Annotated in this window: 24 protein-coding genes; 15 read left to right on the top strand and 9 right to left on the bottom strand. The window is 73.7% G+C overall.

The window, feature by feature from the left end; genetic code table 11:
* Window positions 1-88: 88 nt before the first annotated feature.
* From O7595_RS23460 to O7595_RS23490, 7 genes are all read left to right on the top strand, one after another.
* Window positions 89-982, top strand: a complete 894-nt coding sequence (locus O7595_RS23460) for an SCO2400 family protein (RefSeq protein ID WP_443071708.1) — start codon at window positions 89-91, stop codon at window positions 980-982.
* Window positions 983-1,284: 302 nt separating this feature from the next.
* Entirely contained in the window at window positions 1,285-2,052 is a 768-nt protein-coding gene (locus O7595_RS23465) for a type II toxin-antitoxin system HicB family antitoxin (RefSeq protein WP_269730584.1), read from the top strand.
* 373 nt (window positions 2,053-2,425) lie between these two features.
* On the top strand, window positions 2,426-2,947 hold the full coding sequence (locus O7595_RS23470; RefSeq protein WP_269730585.1) for a hypothetical protein: 522 nt from the start codon (window positions 2,426-2,428) through the stop codon (window positions 2,945-2,947).
* 37 nt (window positions 2,948-2,984) lie between these two features.
* Entirely contained in the window at window positions 2,985-3,251 is a 267-nt protein-coding gene (locus O7595_RS23475; protein ID WP_269730586.1) for a hypothetical protein, read from the top strand.
* A 233-nt stretch (window positions 3,252-3,484) separates the two neighbouring features.
* The gene (locus O7595_RS23480; RefSeq protein WP_269730587.1) at window positions 3,485-4,009 is read left to right on the top strand and encodes a (2Fe-2S)-binding protein; all 525 of its coding nucleotides are present in this window, start codon (window positions 3,485-3,487) and stop codon (window positions 4,007-4,009) included.
* Window positions 4,010-4,108: 99 nt separating this feature from the next.
* The gene (locus O7595_RS23485) at window positions 4,109-5,149 is read left to right on the top strand and encodes an FAD binding domain-containing protein (protein WP_269730588.1); all 1,041 of its coding nucleotides are present in this window, start codon (window positions 4,109-4,111) and stop codon (window positions 5,147-5,149) included.
* Window positions 5,146-7,383, top strand: a complete 2,238-nt coding sequence (locus tag O7595_RS23490) for a xanthine dehydrogenase family protein molybdopterin-binding subunit (RefSeq protein WP_269730589.1) — start codon at window positions 5,146-5,148, stop codon at window positions 7,381-7,383. The genes O7595_RS23485 and O7595_RS23490 overlap by 4 nt, the downstream gene beginning before the upstream one ends.
* Before the next feature lie 111 nt (window positions 7,384-7,494).
* Here the strand turns inward: O7595_RS23490 and O7595_RS23495 are convergent, their stop codons facing one another.
* Window positions 7,495-7,692: a hypothetical protein gene (locus O7595_RS23495; protein WP_269730590.1), complete on the bottom strand. Its 198-nt coding sequence runs from the start codon at window positions 7,690-7,692 to the stop codon at window positions 7,495-7,497.
* A gap of 224 nt (window positions 7,693-7,916) precedes the next feature.
* Window positions 7,917-8,372 carry a protein-tyrosine phosphatase family protein gene (locus O7595_RS23500; protein WP_269730592.1) on the bottom strand — a complete coding sequence of 152 codons (456 nt, stop codon included), beginning with the start codon at window positions 8,370-8,372 and terminating at the stop codon, window positions 7,917-7,919.
* Between the two features lie 327 nt (window positions 8,373-8,699).
* On the opposite strand from O7595_RS23500, the gene O7595_RS23505 reads away from it, so the two are divergent.
* Window positions 8,700-8,954 (top strand): hypothetical protein, encoded by a 255-nt coding sequence (locus tag O7595_RS23505; RefSeq protein ID WP_269732722.1) that lies wholly within the window; start codon window positions 8,700-8,702, stop codon window positions 8,952-8,954.
* A 322-nt stretch (window positions 8,955-9,276) separates the two neighbouring features.
* Window positions 9,277-9,537 (top strand): DUF2277 domain-containing protein, encoded by a 261-nt coding sequence (locus O7595_RS23510; protein WP_269730593.1) that lies wholly within the window; start codon window positions 9,277-9,279, stop codon window positions 9,535-9,537.
* Here O7595_RS23510 and O7595_RS23515 read toward each other — a convergent pair.
* Window positions 9,506-10,171: a DedA family protein gene (locus O7595_RS23515; protein WP_269732601.1), complete on the bottom strand. Its 666-nt coding sequence runs from the start codon at window positions 10,169-10,171 to the stop codon at window positions 9,506-9,508. The two genes, O7595_RS23510 and O7595_RS23515, sit on opposite strands and share 32 nt — an antisense overlap.
* A 273-nt stretch (window positions 10,172-10,444) precedes the next feature.
* Between O7595_RS23515 and O7595_RS23520 the strand changes: the two genes are divergently transcribed.
* Entirely contained in the window at window positions 10,445-11,149 is a 705-nt protein-coding gene (locus O7595_RS23520) for a superoxide dismutase family protein (protein ID WP_269730594.1), read from the top strand.
* A gap of 250 nt (window positions 11,150-11,399) precedes the next feature.
* Here the strand turns inward: O7595_RS23520 and O7595_RS23525 are convergent, their stop codons facing one another.
* From O7595_RS23525 to O7595_RS23540, 4 genes are all read right to left on the bottom strand, one after another.
* Complete coding sequence (locus tag O7595_RS23525; RefSeq protein ID WP_269730595.1) at window positions 11,400-11,864, bottom strand: DoxX family protein; 465 nt, start codon at window positions 11,862-11,864, stop codon at window positions 11,400-11,402.
* A gap of 57 nt (window positions 11,865-11,921) precedes the next feature.
* The gene (locus O7595_RS23530) at window positions 11,922-13,811 is read right to left on the bottom strand and encodes an FAD/NAD(P)-binding protein (RefSeq protein WP_269732602.1); all 1,890 of its coding nucleotides are present in this window, start codon (window positions 13,809-13,811) and stop codon (window positions 11,922-11,924) included.
* A 159-nt stretch (window positions 13,812-13,970) separates the two neighbouring features.
* Entirely contained in the window at window positions 13,971-15,743 is a 1,773-nt protein-coding gene (locus O7595_RS23535) for an alkaline phosphatase D family protein (RefSeq protein WP_269730596.1), read from the bottom strand.
* Window positions 15,744-15,954: 211 nt separating this feature from the next.
* A complete protein-coding gene (locus tag O7595_RS23540; RefSeq protein ID WP_269730597.1) occupies window positions 15,955-16,608 on the bottom strand; it encodes an HNH endonuclease family protein in 654 nt (217 codons plus the stop codon).
* 183 nt (window positions 16,609-16,791) lie between these two features.
* Between O7595_RS23540 and O7595_RS23545 the strand changes: the two genes are divergently transcribed.
* The 3 genes from O7595_RS23545 (at window position 16,792) to O7595_RS23555 (ending at window position 19,655) form a co-directional block, all read left to right on the top strand.
* Window positions 16,792-17,571 (top strand): ABC transporter permease, encoded by a 780-nt coding sequence (locus O7595_RS23545; RefSeq protein ID WP_269730598.1) that lies wholly within the window; start codon window positions 16,792-16,794, stop codon window positions 17,569-17,571.
* A gap of 320 nt (window positions 17,572-17,891) precedes the next feature.
* Window positions 17,892-18,476, top strand: a complete 585-nt coding sequence (locus O7595_RS23550; RefSeq protein ID WP_269730599.1) for a TMEM165/GDT1 family protein — start codon at window positions 17,892-17,894, stop codon at window positions 18,474-18,476.
* Window positions 18,477-19,031: 555 nt separating this feature from the next.
* Window positions 19,032-19,655, top strand: coding sequence for an HAD-IA family hydrolase (locus O7595_RS23555; protein WP_269732603.1), 624 nt, complete (start codon window positions 19,032-19,034; stop codon window positions 19,653-19,655).
* Between the two features lie 288 nt (window positions 19,656-19,943).
* Here O7595_RS23555 and O7595_RS23560 read toward each other — a convergent pair whose 3' ends face one another.
* Window positions 19,944-20,954 carry a peptidoglycan-binding domain-containing protein gene (locus tag O7595_RS23560; protein ID WP_269730600.1) on the bottom strand — a complete coding sequence of 337 codons (1,011 nt, stop codon included), beginning with the start codon at window positions 20,952-20,954 and terminating at the stop codon, window positions 19,944-19,946.
* Between the two features lie 148 nt (window positions 20,955-21,102).
* Between O7595_RS23560 and O7595_RS23565 the strand changes: the two genes are divergently transcribed.
* Window positions 21,103-23,181 carry an MDR family MFS transporter gene (locus tag O7595_RS23565; RefSeq protein ID WP_269730601.1) on the top strand — a complete coding sequence of 693 codons (2,079 nt, stop codon included), beginning with the start codon at window positions 21,103-21,105 and terminating at the stop codon, window positions 23,179-23,181.
* Window positions 23,182-23,385: 204 nt separating this feature from the next.
* On the opposite strand, the gene O7595_RS23570 is transcribed toward O7595_RS23565, so the two are convergent.
* Entirely contained in the window at window positions 23,386-23,907 is a 522-nt protein-coding gene (locus O7595_RS23570; RefSeq protein ID WP_269730602.1) for a GNAT family N-acetyltransferase, read from the bottom strand.
* An 865-nt stretch (window positions 23,908-24,772) separates the two neighbouring features.
* Between O7595_RS23570 and gdhA the strand changes: the two genes are divergently transcribed.
* A complete protein-coding gene (gene gdhA / locus O7595_RS23575) occupies window positions 24,773-26,134 on the top strand; it encodes an NADP-specific glutamate dehydrogenase (RefSeq protein ID WP_269730603.1) in 1,362 nt (453 codons plus the stop codon).
* Window positions 26,135-26,308 lie beyond the last annotated feature (174 nt).

A 26,308-nucleotide genomic window follows, 5' to 3' on the forward strand; every position in this document is an offset into this window, starting at 1 on the left:
GGCCGTTAGCGTTACTGGCCGCTCGATCCCGCGTGCGTGAAAGTTCGCCGGCGTCCCCGGCGGCGCAGTCAGCACAGAAAGACCGCAGATGGACTACTGCTCTTCGTGCCGCAGAGACCTCAACGGGGCACTCGTGTGCCCGGGGTGCGGTGCCTATGCTCCGGATATCGCCCCGCCCGCACATCGACGTCACGGCGGCGGAGCCTCGACCGTGACCGCATGCCTCGCGACGGACGGGCAGGACGTCCGCGACCGGGGGGCCCACCCCGGCGGTGCCCTGTACGTCGACGTCCCGCCGGCCGGCGCCGGCCCGGACGGGTACCTCGACACCGGTGACGCAGACAGCGGGGTCGGCGACGACGCCGGCATCTCCGGCGAGGCGGCAACCGGGCAGGGCCGTGCGGCTCGGCGGCGGCAGCTCGCGCGCTGGAGGAAGCACCGGCGCCGGGCCGCGGCGGCGACGGCCGTCGCCCTGGTCGGCGGCGGGCTGACGTTCGCCGCACTGTCCAACGGCAAGCCCTCCGCCAGTCACGCACAGGCATCCGCACCGCCGGAGCCGGCGTCCGCGGCCACTCCGTCCGGATCGGTGTCGTCCGGCGGCGCGCCGGCCGAGGTACCCGACACCGCTGCACAGCCCCGGCCCGGCGCCGACCGGCCCGCGGTGGGCGGCGGCCGGCAGGGCGGCGCCCGGGCCGTGCCGCCCCCCGCCGACGCGGAGGCGACGACGAGGGCGGCCGGGCAGCCGGAGTCCGCCGCCCCGCACGAGCCGGCCAGGCAGCGAACCTCCACCGTCCCGCGCACTTCCCCGCCCTCCGCGCCCCAGGCGCCCGCGGACACCCCGGCGACACCGGCCCCCGGGGCCACTTCGCCGCCCCCCGCCGCCGCAAGTCCCGGACCGGCCGCACCGCCCGCCGGACTGCTGCCGACGGCGCCGGGCGAGTCGCCGGTCCAGGTGTGCCTCGTCGGGCTGTGCATCGGCTGATCGCCGCGTCGTGCCCGAACGCGGGCGGCCTCGGCGCTGGCTCCGGCGGCGCCGGTACGTCGCCGTCCCCTCCGTCCCCCCGCCCGAGTCACCTCCGTCCCCTGCGTGGCTGAACGAGTGCCGCACACCGGCCCACCGCTCGCCGTACGCGGGCTCGCCCGTACCCGTGGAGGCGCCCGTCGAGAGCCCGTCGAGCGCCTGCGGAAGCCCTCGCGATACCACCGGCGCCCGCCGCCGAGAGCCGAAGCGTCACACCCGGCGCCCGTCGCCGAGAGCCGAGAACCGAAGGAGGCCGAGTCCCCATGAGCACTGGCTACCGAGCACGGCTGCGCAGAATCGGCCGCTGGTGGGCCGTCGACATTCCGGAACTGGCGATCCACACGCAGTGCCGCACCCTCGACGAGGCCGAGGACATGGCCCGCGAGGCCATCGCCGGGGTTGTGGGGACACCTCCGGACGCGGTCGCCGTGGACCTGGTGGTTCCGGAGTTCGCGCCCCTGCTGCACACCGTGACGGAGGCGCGGAGACGGCGGGCGGCGGCCGATTCGGCCGAGCGCCAGGCGCTGTCCGACGCCGTGCGCACCCTGGTCGAGGACCTGCGCATGAGCCAGGGCGACGCGTGCCGGCTGCTCGGCATGTCCCACCAGACGGTGGCCCGGCTGTCCCCGGCCCGCGGCTCCGCCGACCCCCGCCCGCGGCACCTCGACGGGCGGCCCGAGCCGGGGCCACGCGGTTTCGGCGGCATGGGACGCATCGGCGCCGCGGGCGCCGCCCGTGCGGGCGGCGGCGACGGCGTCGGTGGTGGTGACGGCTTCGGGAACATCCGCGGCGGGGGTGTCGGCCGTGCGGGCGGCGGCGACGGCGTCGGTGGGCGCTCCGGTGCCGGTGACGGCCTCGGGAGCCTCGGTGATGCCGACACGGGGCACGACGTGCACGGGCATCGGCGTACGGCCGATAACCGCCTGGCCGGCTCGCCCCACCCGGGCGGCACGACGCTGCCGCACGGTCATCGGACGGCCTCGTCGACGGTCCGGCCGCGCTGGGCGGTCGGCGCGGAGGACGAGGTCTGAGAGTCGCGGGCACGGCGGCGTCGACGCGCTGTTCCGGCGCTGCGGCCGGCCCGTGCAAGCCGGGCCGGGACCGCCTGCCCGCCCTGCACCTCCGCCGGCGGCCGGGGCAGCCGGGGGTTCGGGGGCGGCTCGGTCCCGTTCCCGCCCCGGCCCTGCTCCCCACCCGGTCCCAGTGCGGTCTCCGTACCGGCCCCGTTCCCGCCCCGGCCCTGCTTCCCACCCGGTCCCAGTGCGGTCTCCGTACCGGTCCCGGGCCCGTTTCGGCTCGGCGCCCGCCCCGTGTCCCGGTCTGTCTGCCTTGGGTCGTCCTGTGCCTGCGGGCCCTGCGGCGCCCGGGCGCGCGGGGTGCCGGGTGCGCCGCGACACTGGAGGCATGACAGGCCAGACCCCTGCCCACTGCACTCGGGCGGCGCCGCCGACCGCCGCCCGGCGGGGTGACTACACCGGTGCCGTGTACGGGTCCCTCCTCGCCGCCTCGGTGGTGGTCGGGGCGGGGACGCTCGGGTCGTTCCCACGGCTGGAACTCGTCCTGCTTCTGCTCTGCACGGGCGTGGTCTTCTGGGCCGCGCACGTCTTCGCCCGGCTCTTCGGGGAGCGCATCGCCTACGTGTCGCCGAACGGGCACGAGATCCGGCGCGTGTGCCGTGCCGAGCGACCGATCCTCGAGGCGGCGGTCCCGCCGGCCGTCGCGGTCGCCGTCAGCCCTCTGCTGGGACTCGACCTGGAGGGGACGGTGTGGCTGGCGCTCGCCGTCGCGGTGGCGGGCCAGGTCGGTTGGGCGGCCACGGCGGCGTTCCGGGCGGGAGCCTCGGGGCGCATCGTGCTCGCGGCCGGAGCGGTCAACCTGGTACTCGGCCTGCTCATCGTGGCGTTCAAGGTCGCCCTGAAGCACTGATCCACGTCCCGAAGGGACTTCTCCCATGCCTCTGCGCATGTCCTGGCAAGTGTCACCGGTGGCGTCGGCGGGTGAGGAAGTGCCCGACGTGGAGGGCGCCGTGGCCGCGCTGGACCGTTCCGTTCGACGCATCCGGGAACGCATCCTGAACGGACCCGAGGGCAGGGACCTGGGCGAATCGGCACGGCTGATGCGTACCCGCATGCTCGACGACGGGCGTGCGGCCGTGGAACGCGGAGAGCGGTGGTCGGCGACGGTCGGAGAGATCGAGGTGACCTTGTCGCCGCTGGACGAGCGCGCCTGAGCAAATGACGTGAGGGTTTGACCGGGTGACGTGAACGCCTGACCGAGTGAGGGAGCGGTCGCGTCGCCACGATCTGCCGGGCAGCCGGTTCTCGACGGCAGGGGCCTGCGGCAGGACGCTTCCGCCACCCCCTGGCTCATGCCGGCTCCTGCCGGCTCATGCCGCGAATTCCACGGTTGCGGCACTTTTGCTGGTGTATGAGCATGAAGAGGTGCTTTCTCTGGAGGTGTGCCATGTCCGCACGCGGCCCGGCCCTGACCGAACGAGGGGCAGCACTCGAGGAACGGGGTCCCGGTCCGGTCCGGGTCAGGCTGTCGATCAACGGCACCGAGCACACACTGGACATCGAGCCCCGCGTCAGCCTGCTGGACGCACTCCGTGAACGGCTGGATCTGACGGGTGCCAAAAAGGGATGTGACCAGGGCACTTGCGGGGCGTGCACGGTGTGGGCCGACGGGCGGAGGGTGCTGGCCTGTCTCACCCTCGCGGTGACCTGCGAAGGCCGCGAGGTGACGACCGTCGAGGGCCTGGCCGAGGAGGGTGAACTGCACGAGATGCAGCGGGCCTTCATCGCCGAGGACGCCTTCCAGTGCGGCTTCTGCACCCCCGGGCAGATCATGTCGGCCGTGGCGCTGATCGAGGAGGGCCACGCCGGTGACGACGACGAGATCAAGGAGTGGATGAGCGGCAACATCTGCCGCTGCGCCGCCTACCCCAACATCCGGGCTGCGGTACGCGCCGTCCGCGACCGTACGTAGTCCGCGACCGAACGCCGGCCCCGAGGACACGGCGCGGTCCGCGACCGAACGCGGTCCGGGGCCCGACCCAGTCCGCGACCGAACGTAGGGAGCCCCGCCGTGCGGCCGATCACCTACCTCCGCGCGACCGACACGGCGACCGCCGTCGCCGCCGTGAGCACCGACCCCACCAGCGACTTCCTCGCCGGCGGGACCACCGAGGTCGATCTGCTCCGCCAGAACGTGCTCAACCCCCGGCGGCTCGTCGACATCAACGACCTTCCGCTGACCGGTGTGGAGAGCACGCCGGAGGGCGGTCTGCGCATCGGCGCGCTGGCCCGGATGAGCGACGTCGCCGCCGCTCCCGTCGTCCGTGAGCGCTTCCCGATGATCGCCCGGGCCCTGGAGCTGGGCGCGTCGGCGCAGCTGCGCAACATGGCCTCGATGGGCGGCAATCTGCTGCAGCGCGTGCGCTGTTCGTACTTCCGCGACGCGGAGTCCGCGTGCAACAAGCGGGAGCCCGGCTCCGGCTGCTCGGCCGTCGAAGGGTTCAGCCGCGGCCACGCGGTGCTCGGCACGAGCGAACACTGCATCGCCACGCACCCGTCCGACGTTGCCGTGGCGCTGACGGCGCTCGACGCGCTCGTGCACACGCTGGGACCGAACGGCGAACGGACCTACCCCATCGACGACTTCTTCCTCCTGCCCGGCGACTCCCCGCACCGCGAGCACCCCCTGGAACACGGGGAGCTGATCACCGGGATCGAGGTCCCCGCCACGCCTCCTGCCCGGCACTCCCTCTACCTGAAGGTCCGGGACCGTGAGTCCTACGAGTTCGCGCTCGTCTCGGTCGCGGCCGCGCTCTCCGTGGTGGACGGGACGATCGCGGATGTGCGGATGGCCCTGGGCGGGGTCGCCACCAAGCCCTGGCGGGCCAGGCGGGCCGAGGACTTCCTGATCGGCGCGGCCACCGTGCGGGACAACTTCGCCATGGCCGCCCGCGTGGAGATGGCCGACGCCCGGCCCACTCCCATGAACGCCTTCAAGGTGGAACTCGCGCAGCGCGCGATCGTCCGTGCCCTCGAAACGCTCGGCGACGGAACGGGCAGCGGTGTCGGCACCGACGCCGGAACCGGCGCGGGGAGCGGGAGCTCATCATGACCACGACCACCCCCTCCGCCATCGGACAGCCGCTCGACCGGGTCGACGGCCGCGCCAAGGTCACCGGTCACGCCCGCTACTCCGCCGAGATCCCCGTCCCGGACACGGCGTACGCGTACGTCGTCGGTTCCCGCATCGCCGCCGGCCGGGTAACCGACATCGACGCGAGCGCCGCGCAGGCCGAGGAGGGCGTCCTCACGGTCCTCACCCATCGGAACCTCCCGAGGATCGCGGAGCAGCCGCCGCTCATCCCCTCCCTGGCGGGCACGGCGGCTCCCGGGCAGACGTTCTTCCCCATGCAGGACGACACCGTCCACTACGCGGGCCAGCAGATCGCGATCGTCGTCGCCGACACCTGGGAACGCGCCCAGCACGCGGCACGCCTCGTGCGCGTCTCGTACGAGGAGACCACCCCCGTCACCACCCTCGACCAGGGCCGGGACCGCACGTACGTGCCCCAGCGCATCTTCGGTGGCTGGATACCCGGCCGACTGGAGCGCGGAGACGTCGAATCCGGGCTCGTGGAGGCGGACGTACGGGTCGAGGGCACGTTCACGTACGCGGCGAACAACCACAACCCCATCGAGCCCGCGTGCACGACGGCCCAGTGGGAGGGCGACGAACTGCTGCTGTACGACACCACCCAGGGCGTCAACGCCACGCAGATGACCGTCTCCCGGCTGCTCGGACTCCCGATGTCGAAGATCCGGGTGATGGGCCACTACGTCGGAGGCAGCTTCGGCTGCAAGGCGATGATCCACGCCCATTCGGCGCTCGCGGCGATGGCCGCCCGCGAGGTCGGCAGGCCGGTCAAGCTCGTGCTCACCCGCGAGCAGATGTTCACCTCCGTCGGGCATCGCGAGGAGCAGGAGCAGCACCTGACGCTGGGCGCGAAGCGCGACGGGAGGCTGACCGCGATCCGGCACCACAAGCTGTCCCCGACCTCCCACTTCGACGACTGGGCCGAACCGTCGATCGGCGTCTCCTCGGAGATCTACGCGTGCCCCGACTACGAAGGGCTCTACCGGCTGTTCCGGGCCAACACCATGACCCCCACGTTCATGCGGGCACCGGGCGAGGCGAGCGGGATGTTCGCACTCGAGTGCTCGATGGACGAACTCGCCCACGAACTCGGCATGGACCCCATCGAGTTGCGGCTGCGCAACCACACCGACGTGGACGCCATGTCGGGCCGCCCGTGGTCCAGCAGTGGTCTGCGGGAATGCTACGAGCGCGGCGCCCGGCGCTTCGGCTGGTCGGGTCGGGCCCCCCGGCCGGGCACCCGCCGGGAGGGCGACTGGCTGATCGGCACCGGCATGGCGACGGCCTGCTATCCCGTGGCCCCGCCCGCCAACCCCCAGCGCGCCCGTGCCCGTCTGTACGCCGACGGCACCGCGGTCGTCCAGGCCGCCACCCCGGACTTCGGTACCGGAGTCGCGACGGTCATGACCCAGGTCGCCGCCGAGGGCCTCGGCATGGGCGTGGACCGCTGCCGCTTCGAGAACGGCGACACGGACCTCCCCAACATCGCCGCCGCGGTCGGTTCCGCGGGCGCCGGCATGATCAGCGCCGCGGTGCACGCGGCGGCCACCGCCCTGCGCGAGCAGCTGATCAGACGGGCCGTCGGCGACCCCCGTTCACCGCTGCACGGGGCGGACCCGGTCGACGTGGTCGTCCGGGACGGCGTCATGTCAGCCGGTACCGCTTCCGACGCCTACGCCGATCTGCTGCAGCGCAACTTCCAGCCGGACGCCGAGGCCTCCGGCCAGTGGAGTCCGCCGTCGGGGGACGTCCCCTACGGAATGATGACCTTCGGCGCACAGTTCGCCGAGGTCGCCGTGGACGCGGAGCTGGGTCTGGTCCGGGTGAGGCGCATGACCGGCGCCTTCGCACCCGGCCGCGTGCTCAACGCCAAGACCGCCCGCAGTCAGCTGATGGGCGGCATGCTGTGGGGCCTGGGCCAGGCGCTGCTGGAAGCCAACTACATGCATCCGGGCACCGGGCGCTGGGCCAACTCGAGCCTCGGGGAGTACCTGGTAGCGGTCAACGCGGACGCGCCGGACGTCGACGTCGAGCTCATCGAGGTCGAGGACGCCATCGTCAACCCCCTGGGCGTGAAGGGAGTCGGGGAGATCGGCCAGGTCGGCGCGGCGGCCGCGATCGCCAACGCCGTTCACCACGCCACCGGCCGCCGGGTGCGCAAGCTGCCGATCACGATCGAGGACCTGCTCTGAGGGACCGCTGGGAGGGGGCGCGGGTGTGCGCGGGTTCCGTGGGAGGGACTGCCGGTACCACCGGGAACCGTTTCCCCCGGAGGAGTGCCGTGTCCGACGTGGCAGCGGCGTTCACCGCATCGGGTGTCGCGGTACGCGCGGGAAGAGCGTGAACCTGAGCCGGTGCTCCGGTGTCGGTGCCCAGCGCCGCGTGCAGTGCGTGCAGTACCAGCGCCACCGGTCCTCGAAGCCGGGCGCGGTCCGGCTGGTGTCCTTCCACAGCGGCGGACGAGAGGGGCACTGCGGGCACGACGGAGGTTTCGGCACCATGCGGACTCTCCTTCAGGTCCGGTCCAGCGTGGTGCTTCGACGTCCGGTCGGGGGCGCGGACCGGCTGCCGCCACCCGGATGGGGGAGCGGGCCGGGCGGCCCGGACCGCGACAGGGCAGCCGGTGGTGAGGGCGGTCGGCGAGGCGACGGCGAGCGCGGAGGGCTCGGCCGGAAGCGCATGGTGTCCACGAGTCCGGTACGGATACCGCTCTTCCGTCGGTGTGTCATCCACCCCGTGAAGGGTGCGCGGAAGCCTGGAAGCGGCGAACGTACCGGCGCTGCCAGGGCGTTTCGACGGCGTGGCGGTCGTAGTGCCGCCGCACGAAGGCAACCGCCTCGGCGGCCGGTACGCCGTCGAGGACGGCGAGGCACGCCAGCGCCGTGCCCGTTCGGCCCCGTCCGCCCCCGCAGGCGATCTCGACCCGCTCCGTCGCAGCTCGCACCCAGACCTCGCTCAGCGCGGCGTGGGCACGGTCCCGGTCGCCGGGCAGCCGGAAGTCCGGCCAGCGCAGCCACTCGGCCTCCCAGGGGACCTCGGGAGGCCGTTTGCCCAGTAGATACACGGCGTACGTGGGTGCGGGCCCGTCCGGCAGCGGACGCCGCAGCCCGCGCCCCCGCACGAGCCGCCCGGAGGGCAGACGGAGGACACCGGGAGCGGTCGCCGGCCAGGGCTCGGTCATGGGCCCAGCAGACCACGTCGTCGGCCGGTTGCGCGACGGATCGACGACGGGACCCGCCGCGTCCGGGCGGCGGGCGGTACCTCGCCCGAACGGCGGGGGACCGGTCCCGTCCGGGAACGGGTCGTCGATCCTCGTCGACGCCGGAACGGTGATCCCGTGAACTCCGGGCGCCGGCAGTGGCCGTTGAGAGGTGTGAGAGAGGACACGTCGCGCACGGGTGCCGGGCGCCCCCACCAGCCACGACCACGCTGCGCGGGCCCGTGGCGTACGTCACCGCGGCGGTTCGACGGGCCACGGTTGTCGGTCCCGCCGCGTAACCTTGTGCCCATGTCCCCAACCCTTCGCGAGCTTGGTTCCGTGCGGTCCGCTGCCATGGTGAATGCGGAGATTCGTGCGTTGTGGGCGAAGTCCGGGAGCCGGCTGTCCGCCGCGGACGAGGCGAAGTACCAGCACCTGCTCGTGGAGTGGGCCGCGGCCGTGGACGCCGAGCGGGCCGAGGACGCCGAAGCCGACGAGGAGGCCGGCACCGCTCCCCCGGCCCCGCGCACGGGCGCTCCCCTCCGCCTGACCCGCGCCGCCTGACCCACCGCGCCTCGTCCGCGTCGGCCGTCCGTTCCCGCGCCGCCCGCGCCCGCCGTTCTCGCGCTCCATGAGCCACCCACGAGGCAGGTCCCCCGAAGTCCTGGGACCGGTGCGGGACCACGCCCGTCCCGTGGCCCGAGGCGGGCCCGTGGGCGGTCGCCGGCGTCTGCGTACGTACGTCCTACGGACACAGCCCGACACGCGGCGGAGTCATCGGCACGGAACGGCGCCGGCGCGCTGACCGGACGGCCCCAAGAGCGGGGTGACGGGACGGCCCGCAGGGGAGAGGGCGTCTGTCGGCGGTGTGGCCCACACTGGACTCATGTGCCGCAGCATCAAGACGCTTCGACCGCCGGTCCTCCCCGAAGAAGCCACCGAGGAGGACATCAGGGCCGCGGCCCTGCAGTTCGTACGGAAGGTGTCCGGGTTCCGGGCGCCCGCCGCGCACAACCGGGAGGTGTTCGAGCGCGCCGTGGACGAGGTGACGGAGGCGACGCGCAGGCTCCTCGACGGGCTGGAGGTGCGCGGCGGCGGAGGCGGGGCCGGGAAGGCTACGCGGGCTCCGGCGCCGGACGCCGCATGACGTAGGCCGCGACGAAGCCCGCGGCGAAGAGGGCGAGGACGGACACCGTCAGGCCCACCCAGGTCGCGCCCAGCCACTGTCCGCCGAACCAGCCGAGGCCGACGCTGTAGCCCGCCCATGTCACGCCGGCCAGGGCCGACCAGGGCAGGAACTCCCGCACCCTGCGGTGCGCCGCGCCCGCGCCCAGCGAGACGACGGAGCGGCCCGCCGGTGCGAACCGGGCGATGACGACGAGCAGTCCGCCGCCCCGGCTCAGCGCCGTGCCGAGACGTTCCTGCGCCGTGACCAGCCGCCGGGAGCGGGCGATCGCCCGGTCCAGCCGCTCCCCGCCGCGCCGGGCCAGCCGGTAGGCGACCAGGTCGCCGAGCACGGACGCGGTCGCCGCGCACAGCAGCAGCGCCAGGAGCGAGGGCACCTCGCCGGACACCTTGCCGGCGGCCGACGCGACCGTCGTCGACCCGGCCACGGCGCTCTGACCCGCGGCGGCCGTCGATCCGGCCGCCGCGGCGGTCGCGGCGGTGATCACCAGCACACCGCTCGGCAGTACGGGCAGGAACACGTCGAGGAGTACGGAGAGAGCCACGACCGCGTAGATCCATGGGCTGCCGGTCAGCAGCTCCACCGCCTCGAACACCACGACTCCCCACAGGACGACAACGCCGCGACGTCGCAGGGGGGCGGCAGGAGCGGCATGACAGCCACAGAGCGTACGCCTGTGCAGATCGGAGAGATCGCCAGGGGGCGGGTGAAGTCGGACACGGCCGTACGAGTGCAGTCCGCCGCGCCGTCGCCCGGGTCCGGGCGCGGCTGGGCACACCGTCGGTCCTGCCCGCGGTACGAGGGCCTGGTGCGTACGCCGGTACGGCGCGTACGTGCGAGGCGAACACCCGGACACGAGGAGTGGCACATGGCGGCAGCGGCAGGCGCACTGGCGGGGGCGGCGGCCCTGGTGACGCTGGCGGTGGGGGCCGTGGGCGCGGCCTGCGGTGCCGGTGACGGGCCCGGCGGGGGCGATCGGTCCGGCCCGGCCGCCGGAGCCGGGGCAGCGGTCCTGTCCGGCGGCGCCGTCCCGGCCGACGGTCCCGGGTCGGGCGTAGCCGGACCGTACGACGTGGCCCGCCTGTCCGGTGCGGTCGGCGAGCCCGTCGCGGGCGAAGGGGTGGCGCTGCGGGCGTACGGGCGGTTCGCTCCGCCCGGTTCGTTCGTTCCGTCGACGGCTCTCACCTATGACCGGACGCTCGTACCGGCGGGGGCCAGGATCGTGGTGGAGCAGTCGACCGAGCGTTCGGGGACCGTGGTGCGGGCGCGTGTGGGCGGGCTGAAGGCGGGGCACGCCTTCGGCGCCCATGTGCACACCGCGCCGTGCGACGCGGACCCGGCCGGGGCCGGGCCGCATTACCAGCACAAGGCCGCACCGGGCGCCCATCCCGCGAACGAACTGTGGCTGGACTTCGTCACCGACGCCGCCGGGGAGGGCAACGCCGAGACGCGGCACGACTGGGGGCTGCGGCGGGGCGGGGCGCAGTCGGTCGTCCTGCACGCCGAGCAGGGCGGGGCGGGCACCCGAGTGGCGTGCTTCACCGTCCCGTTCGGCGGATACGGCACACCGTGAGGCCTTCGACGCCCGAACCCGGTCCCGGTGCCCGGGCCCGATCCTGAACCCTCGGTTCCGCTCTGGGCCCCCGAGTTCTGGACCCGGGTTCGATCCCGGCCACCGACCGTCCTCCGAGCCCGATCCTCAACTCCCGTGCCCGATCCTGTGCCCGATCCCGGGTCCTGGGCCCGATCCCCGCTTCGCGCGGTCGTGCGGCGGGGTCGGGGCCGCGCACTCAGGCCCCGCCCCCGCCGCCGACGCGTTCGCCTCAGGCCGCGACCGGCGCCGAACCCTCCTGCCCGGCCCCCTCGTTCGCGCCACGCGACGAGAACAGGCCGTCCAGCGCCAGGGCCCCGGGCCCGGTGAAGACCAGCAGCAGGAACGCCCAGCTGTAGAGGGCCGCGCCCTCGCCGCTGTTCTGGATCGGGAACAGGCCCTCGGGCTGGTGCACCGTGAAGTACGCGTACGCCATCGCGCCCGACGCGACGAACGCCGCGGCGCGGGTGCCCAGGCCGACCAGCACCAGGACGCCGCAGACGAGTTCGATCACGGCTGCGTACCAGCCCGGCCAGGTGCCCGCCGCCACCGTGCCGCCCGCCTTCTCCGCGCCCAGCACGCCGAAGAGCGAGCGCGCTCCGTGGCAGGTGAACAGCAGGCCGACGACGACGCGGAACACGCCGAGCGCGTACGGACGGGCCTGATCCAGCCGTGAGGTCAGCTGACGAGTGGCCATGTGGGGGGTCTCCTTCGGTCTGGGGACATGAACCGATGGGACGTAAGTTAGGCGGACCTAATCAATACTTGCAAGTTCAATATTCTGTCGGCGATCGCCCTTCATGAGAAGTTCACGCCGCGCGCTCACGCGCAGTGCGGCCCGTGCCACCGCGTCCGCGTCGGAGAGTGTGACCGAGTCCACGCCGGGCCGCGCCCCCGCGGCCGTCACCCAGTGCACTCCCTCGGTGGGGACCCCGATGGCGAACCGCCCCGGGTGCGGCCTGCCCTGACGATCAATCAGGTGATAGGGGCGCCCGGTCACGTCCAGGCCGCCCGTTTCGTAGCCGTCGATCGTATGCGGCCTGCACTGGCCGGTCCGCAGCATCCGGGACAGCAACTCGTCCCGGCTGCGGCGCAGATCGGGTTCCGGCAGCCGCGCCTCGATCAGTGCCGTCGCGGTCACCGCGGAACCCGGCACGTCGGGCGACTCGGCCACGAAGACCCCGCCCTCCGCCCGCACGGTCGTCCTCGGGCCGACCACCACCAGCACCCCGGCCGCGATCAGCGCCGCCATCTCCTCGATCCGCCGGCGCGGCGGGCCGATCGAGAGGAAGGCGTTCAACGGGGTGTACCAGCGGTCCAGGTGGTCCCGCCGCGATCTCCCGGACAGCCCGCGGTGGTCCACGATCTGCCGCACCTCGTTGCGGACGTCCCGCAGCACGTCGAGGGCCGCCTTGACCGGCCCGTCCACGTTGCCGAGCGCGGCGTGGCCCGCGTCCCGCCGCAGATGGCCGAGCAGCCAGTCGCGGAAGGAGTCCGGATCGTCGAAGGTCTCTCCCGCGTACGGCCGGGAGATCCGCTCCCAGGACCAGCGTGCGGATTGCGGGCAGCCGTGGGCGTCGAGGACCGCCGCCTCCTCCGCGCTGCCGTGCGCGGTGGCGAGGAACGCGGCCCGGAAGCCGGTGTCCGGGGCGGCGGACGGTCCGAGCAGCGTCTCGTAGTAGACCGTCTCGACCTCCTTGGCGATCCTCGGCCATATCTCGCCCAGGAAGTCCGGCGGATCGCCCGCGTCGACGCGCCTGCGGAAGCGCGTGATCACATCCGGGGTGAGCACCAGCGGGTGGTGCCGGCCGGACGCGCCCTTCGCGTTGTCCCCGCGGGCGTGGTGGGGGATGCCGCGCCGTGAGCCCGCGTACAGCCTCGGCTCCTGGCCGGAGGGCCGGTACGCCAGCCGTTCCCCGCCGTCCGCGGTCCTCTCCCGTGCGTACGAGCCGCCGCGGCCCGTCGTCAGCAGCGCCATGTGGTCGAAGAAGTTGAGTCCGAGGCCGCGCAGCAGTACTGCTTCGCCGGGCGCGATCCCGCTGAGGTCCAGATCGGCCGGGTTGGCGGGGGCGAAGTGGCGCAGCCCGTGCCGCCGCGCGTACGCGCCGAGCCGGGTCGGCACCGCCCCCGGCGCCACCGGGAGATGACCCTGCGCCAGCACCACCGCGCTCAGACCGGACAGTGTGGTCCCGTCGTCCAGGACGAGTCGTTGTGAGCCGTCCTCGGCGTCGTCGAGGCGCACCGCACGCGCCCGGTGCGTCTCCACCCGGACCGTGTCCGGGGCGTCGGCGACGACGGTGCGGAACGCCCAGGCCAGATAGCGGCCGTAGCAGGCGCGCGTCGGGTAGTCGTCGGGCCCGAGCGCCGGGTCGCCGCCGGCCGCCGCCCAGGCGTACAGGCTCGGGCCCGGCCGGACCGGCCCCTCGCAGGCCACGCTCTCGTCGGTGAACAGCGTCACCTGCGAGGCGACCGTGTTCATCAGCAGGCCGGCGGGCTGGTCCGTGCGCCACACCTGCCCGGGGCCCGCCGGGGCGGGGTCTATCACATGCACGGTCAGCGGGACGTCCGGTGCCAGCTCGGGGACCGAGGCGCAGAGCCTTTCGAGGACCGAGGTGCCGCGAGGGCCTGCGCCGACGAGGGCCATGACGGGGGGAGCTGGTGGGAACACGGACAAAACACTGACTCCCGGGGCGATGTGGCGGTGTGTGGCGGCGGGGGAAGCGGATCGTCCGCCTCATCATGCCGTTGTCGTGTGAGGAGTCCGGGGGGCGGGGGTGAGGATCGTCGCCCGCCGTGTGAAGTGTCACGGGCCATTCGTCAGGTTCCGCTCGTCCACGGTCAGGAGTCGCGTACCCGCACGATCCGCACGGACCTGGTCCAGCCGGAGCTCGGCCGAACGCCCGTTCAGGGTCAGGGTCATCAGCTGGTTGCCGAACCAGGGGCCGCCGGTCTTGTCCCAGTGGACGACCGGCCGTCCGACCCTGCCGTGCCGGGCCATGGCGTGCCCCAGGCGCCGCCCCGCCCGGCTCCACCCGAAGCGGAATCCGACCCGCACCGAGGCGTGGATCGCGTTGTGGACGGGGGAGCAGGTCAGCTGGAGCACCCGGGCGGCCGGTTCCGGCTCCGGCCAGTGGGGCTCCGCGACATAGGCGTGGTGGACGTCCCCGGAGAGCACGCACACCGTCGACGGTGCCAGCGGTCCGCTGCCCACCTCCCCGATCAGCGCGGTCAGCTCCTCGAACGAGGACGGGAACGCGGCCCAGTGCTCCAGGTCCGCCCGTCTGCGCAGATTCTCCCCGACGCGCGCCCACCGCTCGCCCCGCTCCCCGCGGCACAGCGCCGCGTTCCAGCTCTCGACGTCGTGGATGGCGGGGGGCAGCAGCCAGGGCAGCGAGGTCCCGAGGAGCAGATGGTCGTACGAGCCCGGCGCCTCCAGCACCTGCTCGCGCAGCCAGCCCGCCTCCTCGTCGTCGAGCATCGCCCGGCGCCGCTCGTCGAGGACGCGGCCGGCACGGGTGTCGATCATCAGCAGCCGCGTCCTGCCGAAGTCGCGCCGGTAGCTCCAGCGGACCGAGGCCGGGTCGGTGTCGGCCCGGGCCGCGAACGACCGCAGGGCGTCGGTGCCGTCCGGGGTGGCCCGCACGGCCGCGTAGAGCGGGTCGTGGGCGAGTTCGGCCGGGGAGAGGTTGCCCAGGTGCTGGTGGACCCAGTACGACATCAGACCGCTGAGGATGCGCTCCCGCCACCACGGCGTCGCCCGCATCTCCGCCAGCCAGGAGGCGCTGGTGTTCCAGTCGTCGATGACGTCGTGGTCGTCGAAGATCATGCAGCTGGGGACGGTGGAGAGCAGCCAGCGGACCTGGGGGTCCAGCCAGGACTCCTCGTACAGCCGGGTGTACTCCTCGTAGTCCGCGACCTCCGTGCCGGGGGGCTCGCTCAGGTCGCGGCGGGACGCGAGCCACCGCTGGGTCTCGCGGGAGGTGGCGTCCGCGTACACCTGGTCGCCCAGCAGCACGAGCACGTCGGGGCGCTCGCCCTCCGGCTCGGCCGCGATCCGGGCGGCGAGGGTGTCCAGCGCGTCCGGTCCGATCGGATCGTGCTTGCGGGCGGGCGGCGCGGCCCAGCGGCAGGAGCCGAACGACACCCGTACGCCCTCGGCCGGGATCGCGGGCGTGCGGATCACGCTCGGCGGGTACGGCGAGTCGGCCGGCGGCCAGACCCGGCGGCCGTCGAGGAGCACCTCGTACGCGGTCGACGAGGCGGGGGCGAGGCCGGAGACCGGGACCAGCGCGTAGTGGTGGCCCTCGATCTGGAACGTGCGGGCGGAGCCGCCCGCGCACTTGGACGATCCCGGCCGGGTGCCCTCCGGCGGGCCGTCGCCGCGGGGACCCTCATCGCCGGGGCCGCCTCCGCGCGCGTCCCCGCCATTGGGCCCGGTGCCCTCACCGGGGGGTGCGCCGAGGCAGCGCACCTCGGCCGTGCACGGCCGGTCCGCCTCGATCCAGACGGTCGCGTGCTCACCGGTCTCCCAGTCCACGTACCGCAGTAGTGGTCCCAGGCGCAGCCCCGCTGCCATGTGCCCTCCTCCGTCGCCCCCGTACGGTACGGAACGACGGGGGAGGGTAGCGCGGTTCCATGCCGCAGGACCCGGTTCGGAGCGTGTCCGGGCGGTCCGGCGCGTCCGGGTGCGTTGCCCCGGCCCGTGGTGCCCACGGCCCCTCGGGCGGGACGCCCCCGCGGCCGGCCGGCGGGGAACCGGTCCCCGTCGGCCGGCCGCGGGCGGTGGGTCAGCAGCCGTTGAGGACGGACTGCAGGGCGGACTTCTCGGCGGAGTCGACGGAGAGGTTCCAGTAGTACTTCGTGTGCACCCACATGCGGGCGTACATGCAGCGGTAGGAGCTGCTCGGCGGCAGCCACTCGGCGGGGTCCTTGTCGCCCTTGGCCTGGTTCACGTTGTCGGTGACGGCTATCAGCTGCGGGCGGGTCAGGTCGTTGGCGAACGCCTGGCGGGAGGAGGTGGACCACGAAGCGGCCCCGGAGCGCCAGGCCTCCGCGAGCGGTACGACGTGGTCGATGTCGACGTCGGAGGCGGCGTACCAGGTGGCGCCGTCGTAGGGGGAGTACCAGCTGCCGCTGACGGCTGCGCAGCCGGAGTCCTGGACGACGCCGGAACCGTCGCGCTCGAGGACGACCTCGCGCGTATTGCAGGCGCCCGACTGGGTGATCCAGTGCGGGAACTTGTCGCGGCTGTATCCGGTGGAGGAACCTTCCGCCTTGACCGTGAGCCAGCCCAGGTACGTACGGGCGGTGGAGGCGCTGACCGGCGTGGGCGGGGCGGCCTGGGCGGCGGGCGCGGTGAGCAGCGCGGTGGTGGACGCGAGGGCGACGGATGCGGCGAGGACGGCGGTACGGATCACTCGACGCGCGTAGACACCTGACATGCGGACTCCCGTGAGGGTGGGGGGCGTTGACCGGAGCGGGCCCTGTGCGGCAGGGCCCGCGCCATCGTTGCGGCGCCGGATTGCCTGGGGATGGGCGCCGGGTAACAGAGTGGCGACATGAACACGTCACTTCAAGGGGTCTGACGCCCCGGTAATTCACTTCGCCCGGCTTAGGGTTGATGCGTGCTGTTGCCGGTCAACATGACGTTCGGGATCGTCCTCGCCGTGCTCCTGGCCGCTGCCGCCTGTGTCGCCGCCGCCGCCCACCTCGGCCCGGGCCGCGCCCGCGAGATGGCGGTGGCGGGCCTGCGTGCCGCGGTGCAACTGGGCGCCGTCTCGCTCGTCATCGGCTGGGCGGTCCGCTCCGTCCCGCTGCTGCTCGCCTTCCTGCTGGTGATGTACGCCGTGGCCGTACGCACCGCGGGCCGCCGCGTCACCCCGAACGGCACCTGGTGGCTCACCGCGCTGCCGATCGGCGCGGGCGTCGTGCCGGTCGTCGCCGCACTGCTGCTCACCGGTCTCGTCCCCGTGAAGGGCATCGCCCTCATCCCGGTGACCGGCATCCTCATCGGCGGCGCGCTGACCGCGACGGTCCTCGCCGGGCGGCGCGCGCTCGACGAGCTCACCACCCGGCGCGGTGAGGTCGAGGCCGGGTTGGCGATCGGACTCCCCGAGCGCGACGCCCGTCTGGAGGTGGCCCGGGACGCGGCCGCCGACGCGCTGCTGCCTGGGCTCGACCAGACCAGGACGGTGGGGCTGGTCACACTCCCTGGCGCGTTCGTCGGGATGCTGCTGGGCGGGGCGTCACCGCTCCAGGCGGGCGCGGTCCAGCTGTTCGTGCTGGTCGCGCTGATGGCCGTGCAGGCGGTCGCGGTCGCGCTGGTGCTGGAACTGGTGTCGCGGGGGCGGCTGCACCGGGAGCCCCCGATCGTTTCGGCGCCGGGCAGGGACCGGGGTGTCTGATGGTGGGTCTGCCGGGGTGGGGCCGTGGTACCTGAAGGCGGGTCCGCCGGGGCGGGATCGAGGCCGCTGACGGCCGCCCGCCGGCATCCCGTACCCTGTACGGAGCAGAAGGGGAGTAGCTCTTCGCCGGAACGTCGACATGCTGCCGGGCTCGCCCGGCCGGCGCCCGGGGGCGGTCGCGCAGCGGTCCGCCGGCGAGACCTTCGGCCAGTAGTGACCATGACCATTCATGGCCGCTGCCGCGCCGAAGCGACCCCTGGAACACTCTTGCTCAGGTCTCTCGGTGCGGCAGGGCCCGACCGATCGAGGAACCCTTTCCCGTGCTCAGTATCACGATCATGGCGATCACCTTCGGCGTCGTCTTCCTCGCCGAGCTCCCCGACAAGACGGCCCTGGCCGGGCTGATGCTCGGCACCCGATACCGCGCCTCGTACGTCTTCGCCGGAGTCGCCGCCGCCTTCGCCGTGCACGTCGCGCTGGCGATCGCGGCGGGAAGCGTGCTGAACCTGCTGCCGCAGCGGTTGGTGCAGGCGGTCGTCGGCGTGCTCTTCCTCGCGGGCGCGGTGATGCTGCTGCTGAAGAGGTCCGATGACGGCGACGAGAGCGTCAAGGCTCCGTCCGACCAGTCCTTCTGGAGGGTCTCCGGCGCGGGGTTCATGCTGATCCTGGTCGCGGAGTTCGGCGATCTGACCCAGATCATGACCGCGAACCTCGCGGCCCGCTACGACAGTCCGCTCTCCGTCGGCCTCGGCGCGGTACTGGCCCTGTGGGCGGTGGCCGGACTGGGCATCGTGGGCGGCCGGACGCTCCTCAGGTACGTGCCGCTGAAGCTGATCACGAAGATCGCGGCCGGGCTGATGCTGGTGCTCGCCGGCCTGAGCCTGTACGAGGCGATCGCGGGCTGAGCCTGTACGAGACGATCGCGCGGGCTGAGCCGGACCGGGCGGCGCGCGTTCGGCGCGGGCTTCCGGGGGCTTCCGTGGAGTTTGCGGTGTGCGTTCGCCGGCGGAGTGCCCGTACGGTCGGCGGCCGGAGCCCTCGCGGCCGTGGTTCCGGGTGCGGGGGCGCGCGTGGCGGTGTGCACGCCCGGTCGTGGTTCGGGGTGTGCCGGCGGGTGCCCGCTCGTCGCCCGCCGTCCTCGTGCTGCGCCTTCCACCCGCAGGCCCTTCCGGCTCTCCGGCATCCCCGGCCGTCCCCGCGGGGGCGTTCCGGGACCCGGATTGGCGCTGAGGCGTTTTGGTTTGTATCGTTAAGGAACAAAGTGGCCTCCGCCCGCATTCCCTGACCGGCGGGTGGAGGCCGCTCTGCACCCGGGCCCGCGGCCTCCCGTCGACGGAGCCCGCCATCCGCACCGGACTCCTAGGACGGCCCCGTTGTCCCGCTCAGAGACGCCCGCAGAGACCACGGCCCCGGCATCTCGCCCCGAGGCCATCGGCGCCTTCAGGGCGCTGCTGCTCGACATGGACGGCACGCTCGTCAACTCGGACGCCGCCGTGGAGCGCGTCTGGCGCTCCTGGGCGATCGGTCACGGCCTCGACCCGGACGAGACGCTCACGGTCGTCCACGGACGCCAGGGATACGCGACCATGGCCGCGCTGCTCCCGGAGCGGCCGATGGAGGAGAACCTGGCCGAGAACCGGCAGTTGCTCGCGCAGGAGACGGCCGACCTGGACGGCGTCGTGCCGATCGGCGGAGCGCCCGCATTCATGGACGCCGTCGCCGCCCTGCCGCACGCGCTGGTCACATCGGCCGACGAGGCGCTCGCCACGGCCCGGATGAAGGCGGCCGGGCTGCGCATGCCGGAGACGCGGGTCACCGCCGAGTGCGTCGGGGCGAGCAAGCCCGACCCCGAGGGCTTCCTCAAGGGCGCGGCGGAACTCGGCTTCGCACCGGAGGACTGTGTGGTCCTCGAGGACTCCGAGGCCGGCATCACGGCCGCGCGTGCGGCGGGAATGCGGGTCCTCGGCATCGGCCCCCGTGCCGCGGCCTTCGCCCCGGACGCCCACGCGCTCGACCTCACCGACGTCCACGTCCGGGCCGACGCCTCGGGCGCGCTGACGTTCGCGCCGGCGCGCTCGGACTGATCGGGCGGCAGGCTCCCGGCGCCACGCGTCCGCGGGGTGTCCGGCGCGCCCGCCACGCCGAACACCTGTCGGCGCAACGCCCGCCGGCGGGCGTTACGCCGCGGATGTGTCGCGGACGCCGGCGGGTCCTCGCGGATGTGTCGCGTGCGCCGGCGGGTCCTCGCGGATGTGTCGCGTGCGCACCTACGGGTTTCCGCGAGGGCGGGTGTTCCCGCGACCGCGGCGCGCGCACCACCCGTTCCCGCAGCCGCGCCGCGCACACCGACGGGTCCCCCGCGACCGCGGCGTTCAGCCGCGGCCGTCGCCGTCCCAGCCGCCATTGCCGCCGCCGTCGTGGTCGTACGGGTAGCGCGTCTCCGCCTCCAGGGCGCGGCGGGTCGCCGGGCCGTAGACGCCCTCGGGGTCGTCCCGGATGCCGTTGTCGTCCTGGTACTCCGCCACGGCGTCCTCGACGCGGCCGTCGTAACGCCCGTGGGACCGTCCGCCGTACAGGCCGACCTGCTCCAGCCGTTCCTGCAACTCGACCACCTCGGGGCCCTCGTCGCCGCGCTGCAGCGTGACTCCCGGGGCGGGGGAGGAGGGCGCGGGCGCGGTCCCGCCCGTCGGGGTCGCCGACGGGGACGTCGGGCCCGCGGCGAGCGGGGCCGGGGAAGACGCGCCGGGACGTGGAGAGGCGGAGGCCGGGGTCGACGCCGCGGATGACCCGGACGCCGAGGGCGAAGCGCTCCGGGGCGCCGACTCCGAGGCGGACACCGAGGCGTCGGGTGCGTCGGGCGCCGCCGATACGAACGGGGCCGTCGTCTCGCTGTCGGGCAGGGCGTCGTTCCCACCGTCGTCCTTCGTGAGCAGTCCGCTCGCGTAGGCCGCGGTCCCCAGCACCGCCACCACGGCGGCGACGGCCACGGCCACACGCCGCCCGCCACGGCCGCGTCCGCGCCGCCGCCCTCCGGCCGCGAGGTCCGGCTCCGCCCCGGTCATGTCGTAGGCACGGCCGTGTTCGTACCGGTGGTCGTACGCGCCCCCGTGTCCGGCCGCCCCGTGCGGCGCGTCGGGCGCCCCGTCCTGCCCGGCGGCGCCGTGGACCGCGGGTGCGAGCAACTGCGTCAGCTCGGGCGGCGGCCCGGCCACGGTCGCGGCCGGGGCGTTGGCCGGATCCGGAAGCGCCACGTAGGGCCGGACCCGCAGCGGATCGAATCCCTCCGTCGTCGCGGCCCGCCCGCAGTCGCAGCCCCGGACTCCGCCGGATCTGCCGTCCGCGTCGTCCTGCCTGCCGCATTCAGGACAGACGTGTCCCGTCATCGTGGGTTCCCTCCCCTTGCGCTGCCAGCGATTATGCAGCCCCTGTCCAGTGCCCGGACGGTGAGCCTCCGCTCGGCAGGCCGTAGCCGGGCGAAACACCCAGGATGGGAGGAGCAGACGAGCGCGCTGCGGACCGGAGGTCGACTCCATGGCGCAGGAAGCGAACACGCCGGCCGCCGGCCCCGGACCGATACCCCGGCCCGGCGAGGGTGCGAACCGCCGGACCGTTCTCGTGGCGATCGGCGCACTGCTGCTGGGCCTGCTGCTCGCCGCGCTCGACCAGACCATCGTGGCCACCGCGCTGCCGACGATCGTCAGCGACCTCGGCGGCCTGGAGCACCTGTCCTGGGTGGTCACCGCCTACATCCTCGCTTCGACGGCGGCGACCCCGCTCTGGGGCAAACTCGGTGACCAGTACGGCCGCAAGAAGCTCTTCCAGACGGCCATCGTCATCTTCCTGATCGGCTCGGCGCTGTGCGGCATCGCGCAGGACATGCCGCAGCTCATCGCCTACCGCGCCGTCCAGGGCCTCGGCGGCGGCGGCCTCATCGTGCTGTCGATGGCGATCGTCGGCGACATCGTCTCCCCTCGCGAACGCGGGCGCTACCAGGGGCTGTTCGGCGCCGTCTTCGGGGCGACCAGTGTGCTCGGGCCGCTGCTCGGCGGCCTGTTCACCCAGCACCTCAGCTGGCGCTGGGTGTTCTACATCAATCTGCCCATCGGCGTGGTCGCGCTCTTCGTCATCGCCACCGTCCTGCGCATCCCGGTCCGCCGGACTCACCACACCATCGACTACCTGGGCACGGTCCTGATCGCGGCCGTCGCCACCTGCCTGGTCCTGGTCGCCTCGCTCGGCGGCACCACCTGGGCCTGGGACTCGCCGCAGATCGTCGCCCTGGCCGTGCTCGGGGTCCTGCTCCTCGTCGCCTTCGTCCGCGCGGAGCGCCGCGCCGCCGAGCCCGTGCTGCCGCTGAAGCTGTTCCGGAACCGGACGTTCACCCTCGTCTCCGCCGTCAGCTTCATCGTCGGGTTCGCGATGTTCGGCGCGCTGACGTACCTGCCGACGTTCCTGCAGATCGTCCAGGGCATCACTCCCACCATGTCCGGCGTCCACATGCTGCCGATGGTGGTCGGACTGCTGATCACCTCCACCGTGTCCGGTCAGATCGTCAGCCGGACGGGCCGGTGGAAGGTCTTCCCGGTAGCAGGCACCGCCGTGACCGCCGTCGGCCTCCTCCTGCTCCACCAGCTGGAGCCGGGCACCCCGACCTGGGAGGTCAGCGGCTACTTCTTCGTCTTCGGTTCCGGCCTCGGCCTGGTCATGCAGGTGCTGGTGCTGGCGGTGCAGAACGCGGTCGGGTACGAGGACCTCGGCGTCGCCACGTCCGGCGCCACCTTCTTCCGTTCCATCGGCGCCTCGTTCGGCGTCGCGCTCTTCGGCACGGTCTTCACCGGCCGGCTGCGCGAGCTCCTCGCCGAGGCGCTCGCCGGCCGCCCGCTGCCGCCGGGGACCAGCCCCGAACGGATCGCCGCCGATTCGTCCGCCATCGCCCTGCTGCCGCCCGGACTGCGCCCGTCGGTCCTCCAGGCGTTCTCGACGTCCATCACGGACGTCTTCCTGTACGCGGCGCCGGTCGTCGCCGTCGGCTGCGTCCTCGCCCTCTTCCTGCGGGAGGACAAGCTGCGCGGCTCCGTCACCGCTCCCGAGGTCAGCGAGACCATCGCCCCCAATCCAGTCCAGCGCTCGTCGTACGACGAATGCGCCCGCGCGCTGTCCCTCCTCGGTTCGCGCGAGGGCCGCAAGGCGGTCTACGTCAAGATCACAGACAGGTCCGGGCTGGATCTCAGTCCGGCGGCGAGCTGGCTGCTGCTGCGCGTCAAACGCCACGGGCTGGTGGAACCCGCCCGGCTCGCCGAGGCCACCAACGTGCCGGTCAGGGCCGTCACCGACGCGTCACGGGAGGTCGAGGAGCGTGGGCTGGCCCGCCGGGAGGGTCTGTCGCTGATGCTCACCGACAAGGGCGTGGACGCCACGGCGAAGCTGTCCGAGGCGCGGGAGGAGTCGCTGGCGGAGCTGCTGGGCGACTGGTGGGGACCGGACCGGCCCACCGACCTCGTCCAGCTGGTGAAGGAACTGACCGCGGAGCTGTGCGGCTCCGACGGCGAGCGCCCCTCCAGCGGCGAACCGCACCGGGACCACCAGGCCTGGAACTTCCCCACGCACTGAGCGGCCCCTGGACGGCCCCGGGAGGGCCCTCCGAGGGCCCGGGGGGCCCGGGAGGAACGGGGCCCGTGCTGCCCCCGGCCCCGGGAGGGCGGCACGGCCCCAGGACGGGCGGCGGGAACGCTCCGTGCCGCCTGTCTCGTCTGCCCCGCGCCGCCTGTTCCGTGTCGCTGCCCCGCGCTCCCTGTGCCCCGCAGGCGGACCGGATCAGGCCGACGCATCCCCTTCCCGGGGCACAGGTTCCCCGAGGGTCAGCTCCTTGCCGTACCAGATCTCCATGTACGGCCCCTCGCAGTACGCGGGGATCTCCCGGTAGCCGTGTCGTGCGTACAGGGTGCGGGCCCCGACCAGGTCCAGCCGGGTGTTGAGCACCATCCGCCGCGCCCCGAGCCGCCGGGCCGCCTCCTCCAGAGCCGTCAGCAGGGCCGCGCCGCCTCCCGTGCCGCGGAACGCGGGGCGGACGAACACCCTGGTGAGCTCGGCCCGTTCGGAGTCCAGCAGCAGCACCCCGCCACAGGCCGCCGGCTCGCCGTCGTGGCGCCCGACGACGAACCCGCCGGTGGGGGCGCCGAGCCGGGCCACGCCGTCGTCCGCGAGGCCCTCGTCGACCTCCGCGTTCGTGGCGGGCCGCCCCCAGTAGCTGCCTGCCACATCGGCGTAGTAGTCGCGCCGCAGCGCCGTGGCGTCAGGGCTGTCGAAGTGCTCGGGAAGCACGGTCCATCGCGTCATACCGATGTCTGTACCTGGCCGGCCGGCCGCATCGCGAGCGGTTTACGGTTCCCCGCGACCGGTGCCGCCCGGCCCCGGACCGCGCGTCCCGAACCACCCGGCGCCCGCCGTTCGTTGCCGTCTTCCGTTGCCGTCTTCCGGTGTCGTCTTCCGGTGCTGGCGGCGGTGCCGCCGTCCGGCGCCGGGCCTGCTGTCGCCCGGCTTGTCGCCGGCCCGCGGCCGTCGCGAGGCAGGTGTGTCCGGCCGGGCCCAGAAGCGCGATCCGGCGCACGTGCCCGGCGGCGGGCGCGAAACCGAGCGGCACCATGATCGACGATATCGGGCCCCGCTTCCGTATCTGTACCTGTGACTCCACCCACGATTGAAGTCGCGCGCTTCCTGCGTCGGTGGCCAGGCCTCCGCGCAGAGGGCCGGCCCGGTCCCGTGCTCGACGTACAGCGCGCCGACGATGTCGGCGTTCTCCACGAACCCGCACCGGACGCACTCGAACTTCGCTTGGGTGACGGAATCGATTCCCCCACCGACTGAAGCCGGTGGCCCCTCGAAAGAAGCTCTGATGGCCGACACACGTCCTCCGACCGGCAGACACGACATCGGTCCGCGCCCGGGGCGGGTTGCTACGCGTCGCCGGTCGCCGCGCGGGGCCCGCCGGTACGCGTCCCCGGTCGCCGCGCGGGGCGGGCCGGTGCGCGTCCCTCGTCCGCGCCCGGAATCAGCCGGTACGTGTCCCCGGTCCCCTCCGCGCCGTTGACCGTCTGCGCCGCACGGCCGGGGAGTGCGGAAGGACCCGCGACCCGGCCCGCGCGGGGCACACCCTCACGGCACCGCACAGCACCAGTCCCGCCGACGGGAAGGAACCCGATCGATGCCCTCCATCTCCTCCAGCACCACCACCTCCCTCGACGACCTCGAAGCGGACATCCGGCGCCGCAACCCCGGCGAACCCGAGTTCCACCAGGCCGTCCACGAAGTGCTGGAGACACTGGGCCCCGTCCTCGACAGAAGGCCCGAACTCCGTGAGGCCAGGATGGTCGAGCGCATGGCGGAGCCGGAGCGGCAGATCATCTTCCGGGTGCCCTGGCAGGACGACCGCGGCGGGATCCAGGTCAACCGGGGCTTCCGGGTGGAGTTCAACAGCGCCCTCGGCCCCTACAAGGGAGGCCTGCGCTTCCACCCGTCCGTCAACCTGGGGATCGTGAAGTTCCTCGCCTTCGAGCAGATCTTCAAGAACGCGCTGACCGGCCTGGGCATCGGCGCCGGCAAGGGCGGCAGCGACTTCGACCCGCGCGGCCGCTCCGACGCCGAAGTGATGCGCTTCTGCCAGTCGTTCATGACCGAGCTGCACCGGCACCTCGGTGAGCACACCGACGTGCCCGCCGGCGACATCGGCGTCGGCGGCCGGGAGATCGGCTATCTCTTCGGCCAGTACCGGCGCATCACCAACCGCTGGGAGGCGGGCGTGCTGACCGGCAAGGGCACCGCCTGGGGCGGTTCCCACGTCCGCCCCGAGGCCACCGGCTACGGCAATGTGCTCTTCACCGCCGAGATGCTCAAGGTGCGCGGGGAGCAGCTCGCCGGCCAGCAGGTCAGCGTCTCCGGTTCCGGAAACGTGGCCCTCCACACCGTGGAGAAGGCACAGGAGCTGGGGGCGCATGTGCTCACCGTCTCCGATTCGGCCGGGTACGTCGTCGACGACAAGGGCATCGACCTCCCCCTCCTCAAGCAGATCAAGGAGGCCGAGCGCGGCCGGGTGAGTGACTACGCGAACCGCCGAGGCGCGTCCGCGCGGTACGTGCCCGGCGGCAGTGTCTGGGAGGTGCCCACCGATGTGGCCCTCCCGTCCGCGACGCAGAACGAACTGACCGCCGACGACGCGGCGGCCCTCGTGCGCAACGGCGTCAAGGCCGTGTCCGAGGGGGCGAACATGCCCACCACTCCCGCGGCGGTGCGTCTCCTCCGCGACGCCGGCGTCGCCTTCGGCCCCGGAAAGGCGGCGAACGCGGGCGGCGTGGCCACCAGTGCGCTCGAGATGCGGCAGAACGCGGCCCGGGACAGCTGGTCCGCGCCCCGTGTGGAGGAGGAACTGGCCCAGGTCATGTGCGCCATCCACGACACGGCGTACGAGACGGCGGCTCGCTACGGCAGGCCCGGCGACTACGTGGCGGGGGCGAACATCGCAGGCTTCGAACAGGTCGCGGACGCCATGCTCGCCCAAGGCCTCATCTGACGCACCCGGCGGGCGCGCGGCGCCCCGACGTCCGTCCGGACGTCTCCGCCCTCCCGGTGCCCGGCCGGCCGTGCCGGGCACCCGGTCCCCGTCCGACGTGCCGGCCGCCCGCGCAGGCTCGTCCGGCACAGCCCGATCGGCCTGCCGGCAGATCTCCTCCGGAAGCGGCCGCCT

It is taken from the genome of Streptomyces sp. WMMC940 (assembly GCF_027460265.1).
Taxonomy (GTDB): domain Bacteria; phylum Actinomycetota; class Actinomycetes; order Streptomycetales; family Streptomycetaceae; genus Streptomyces.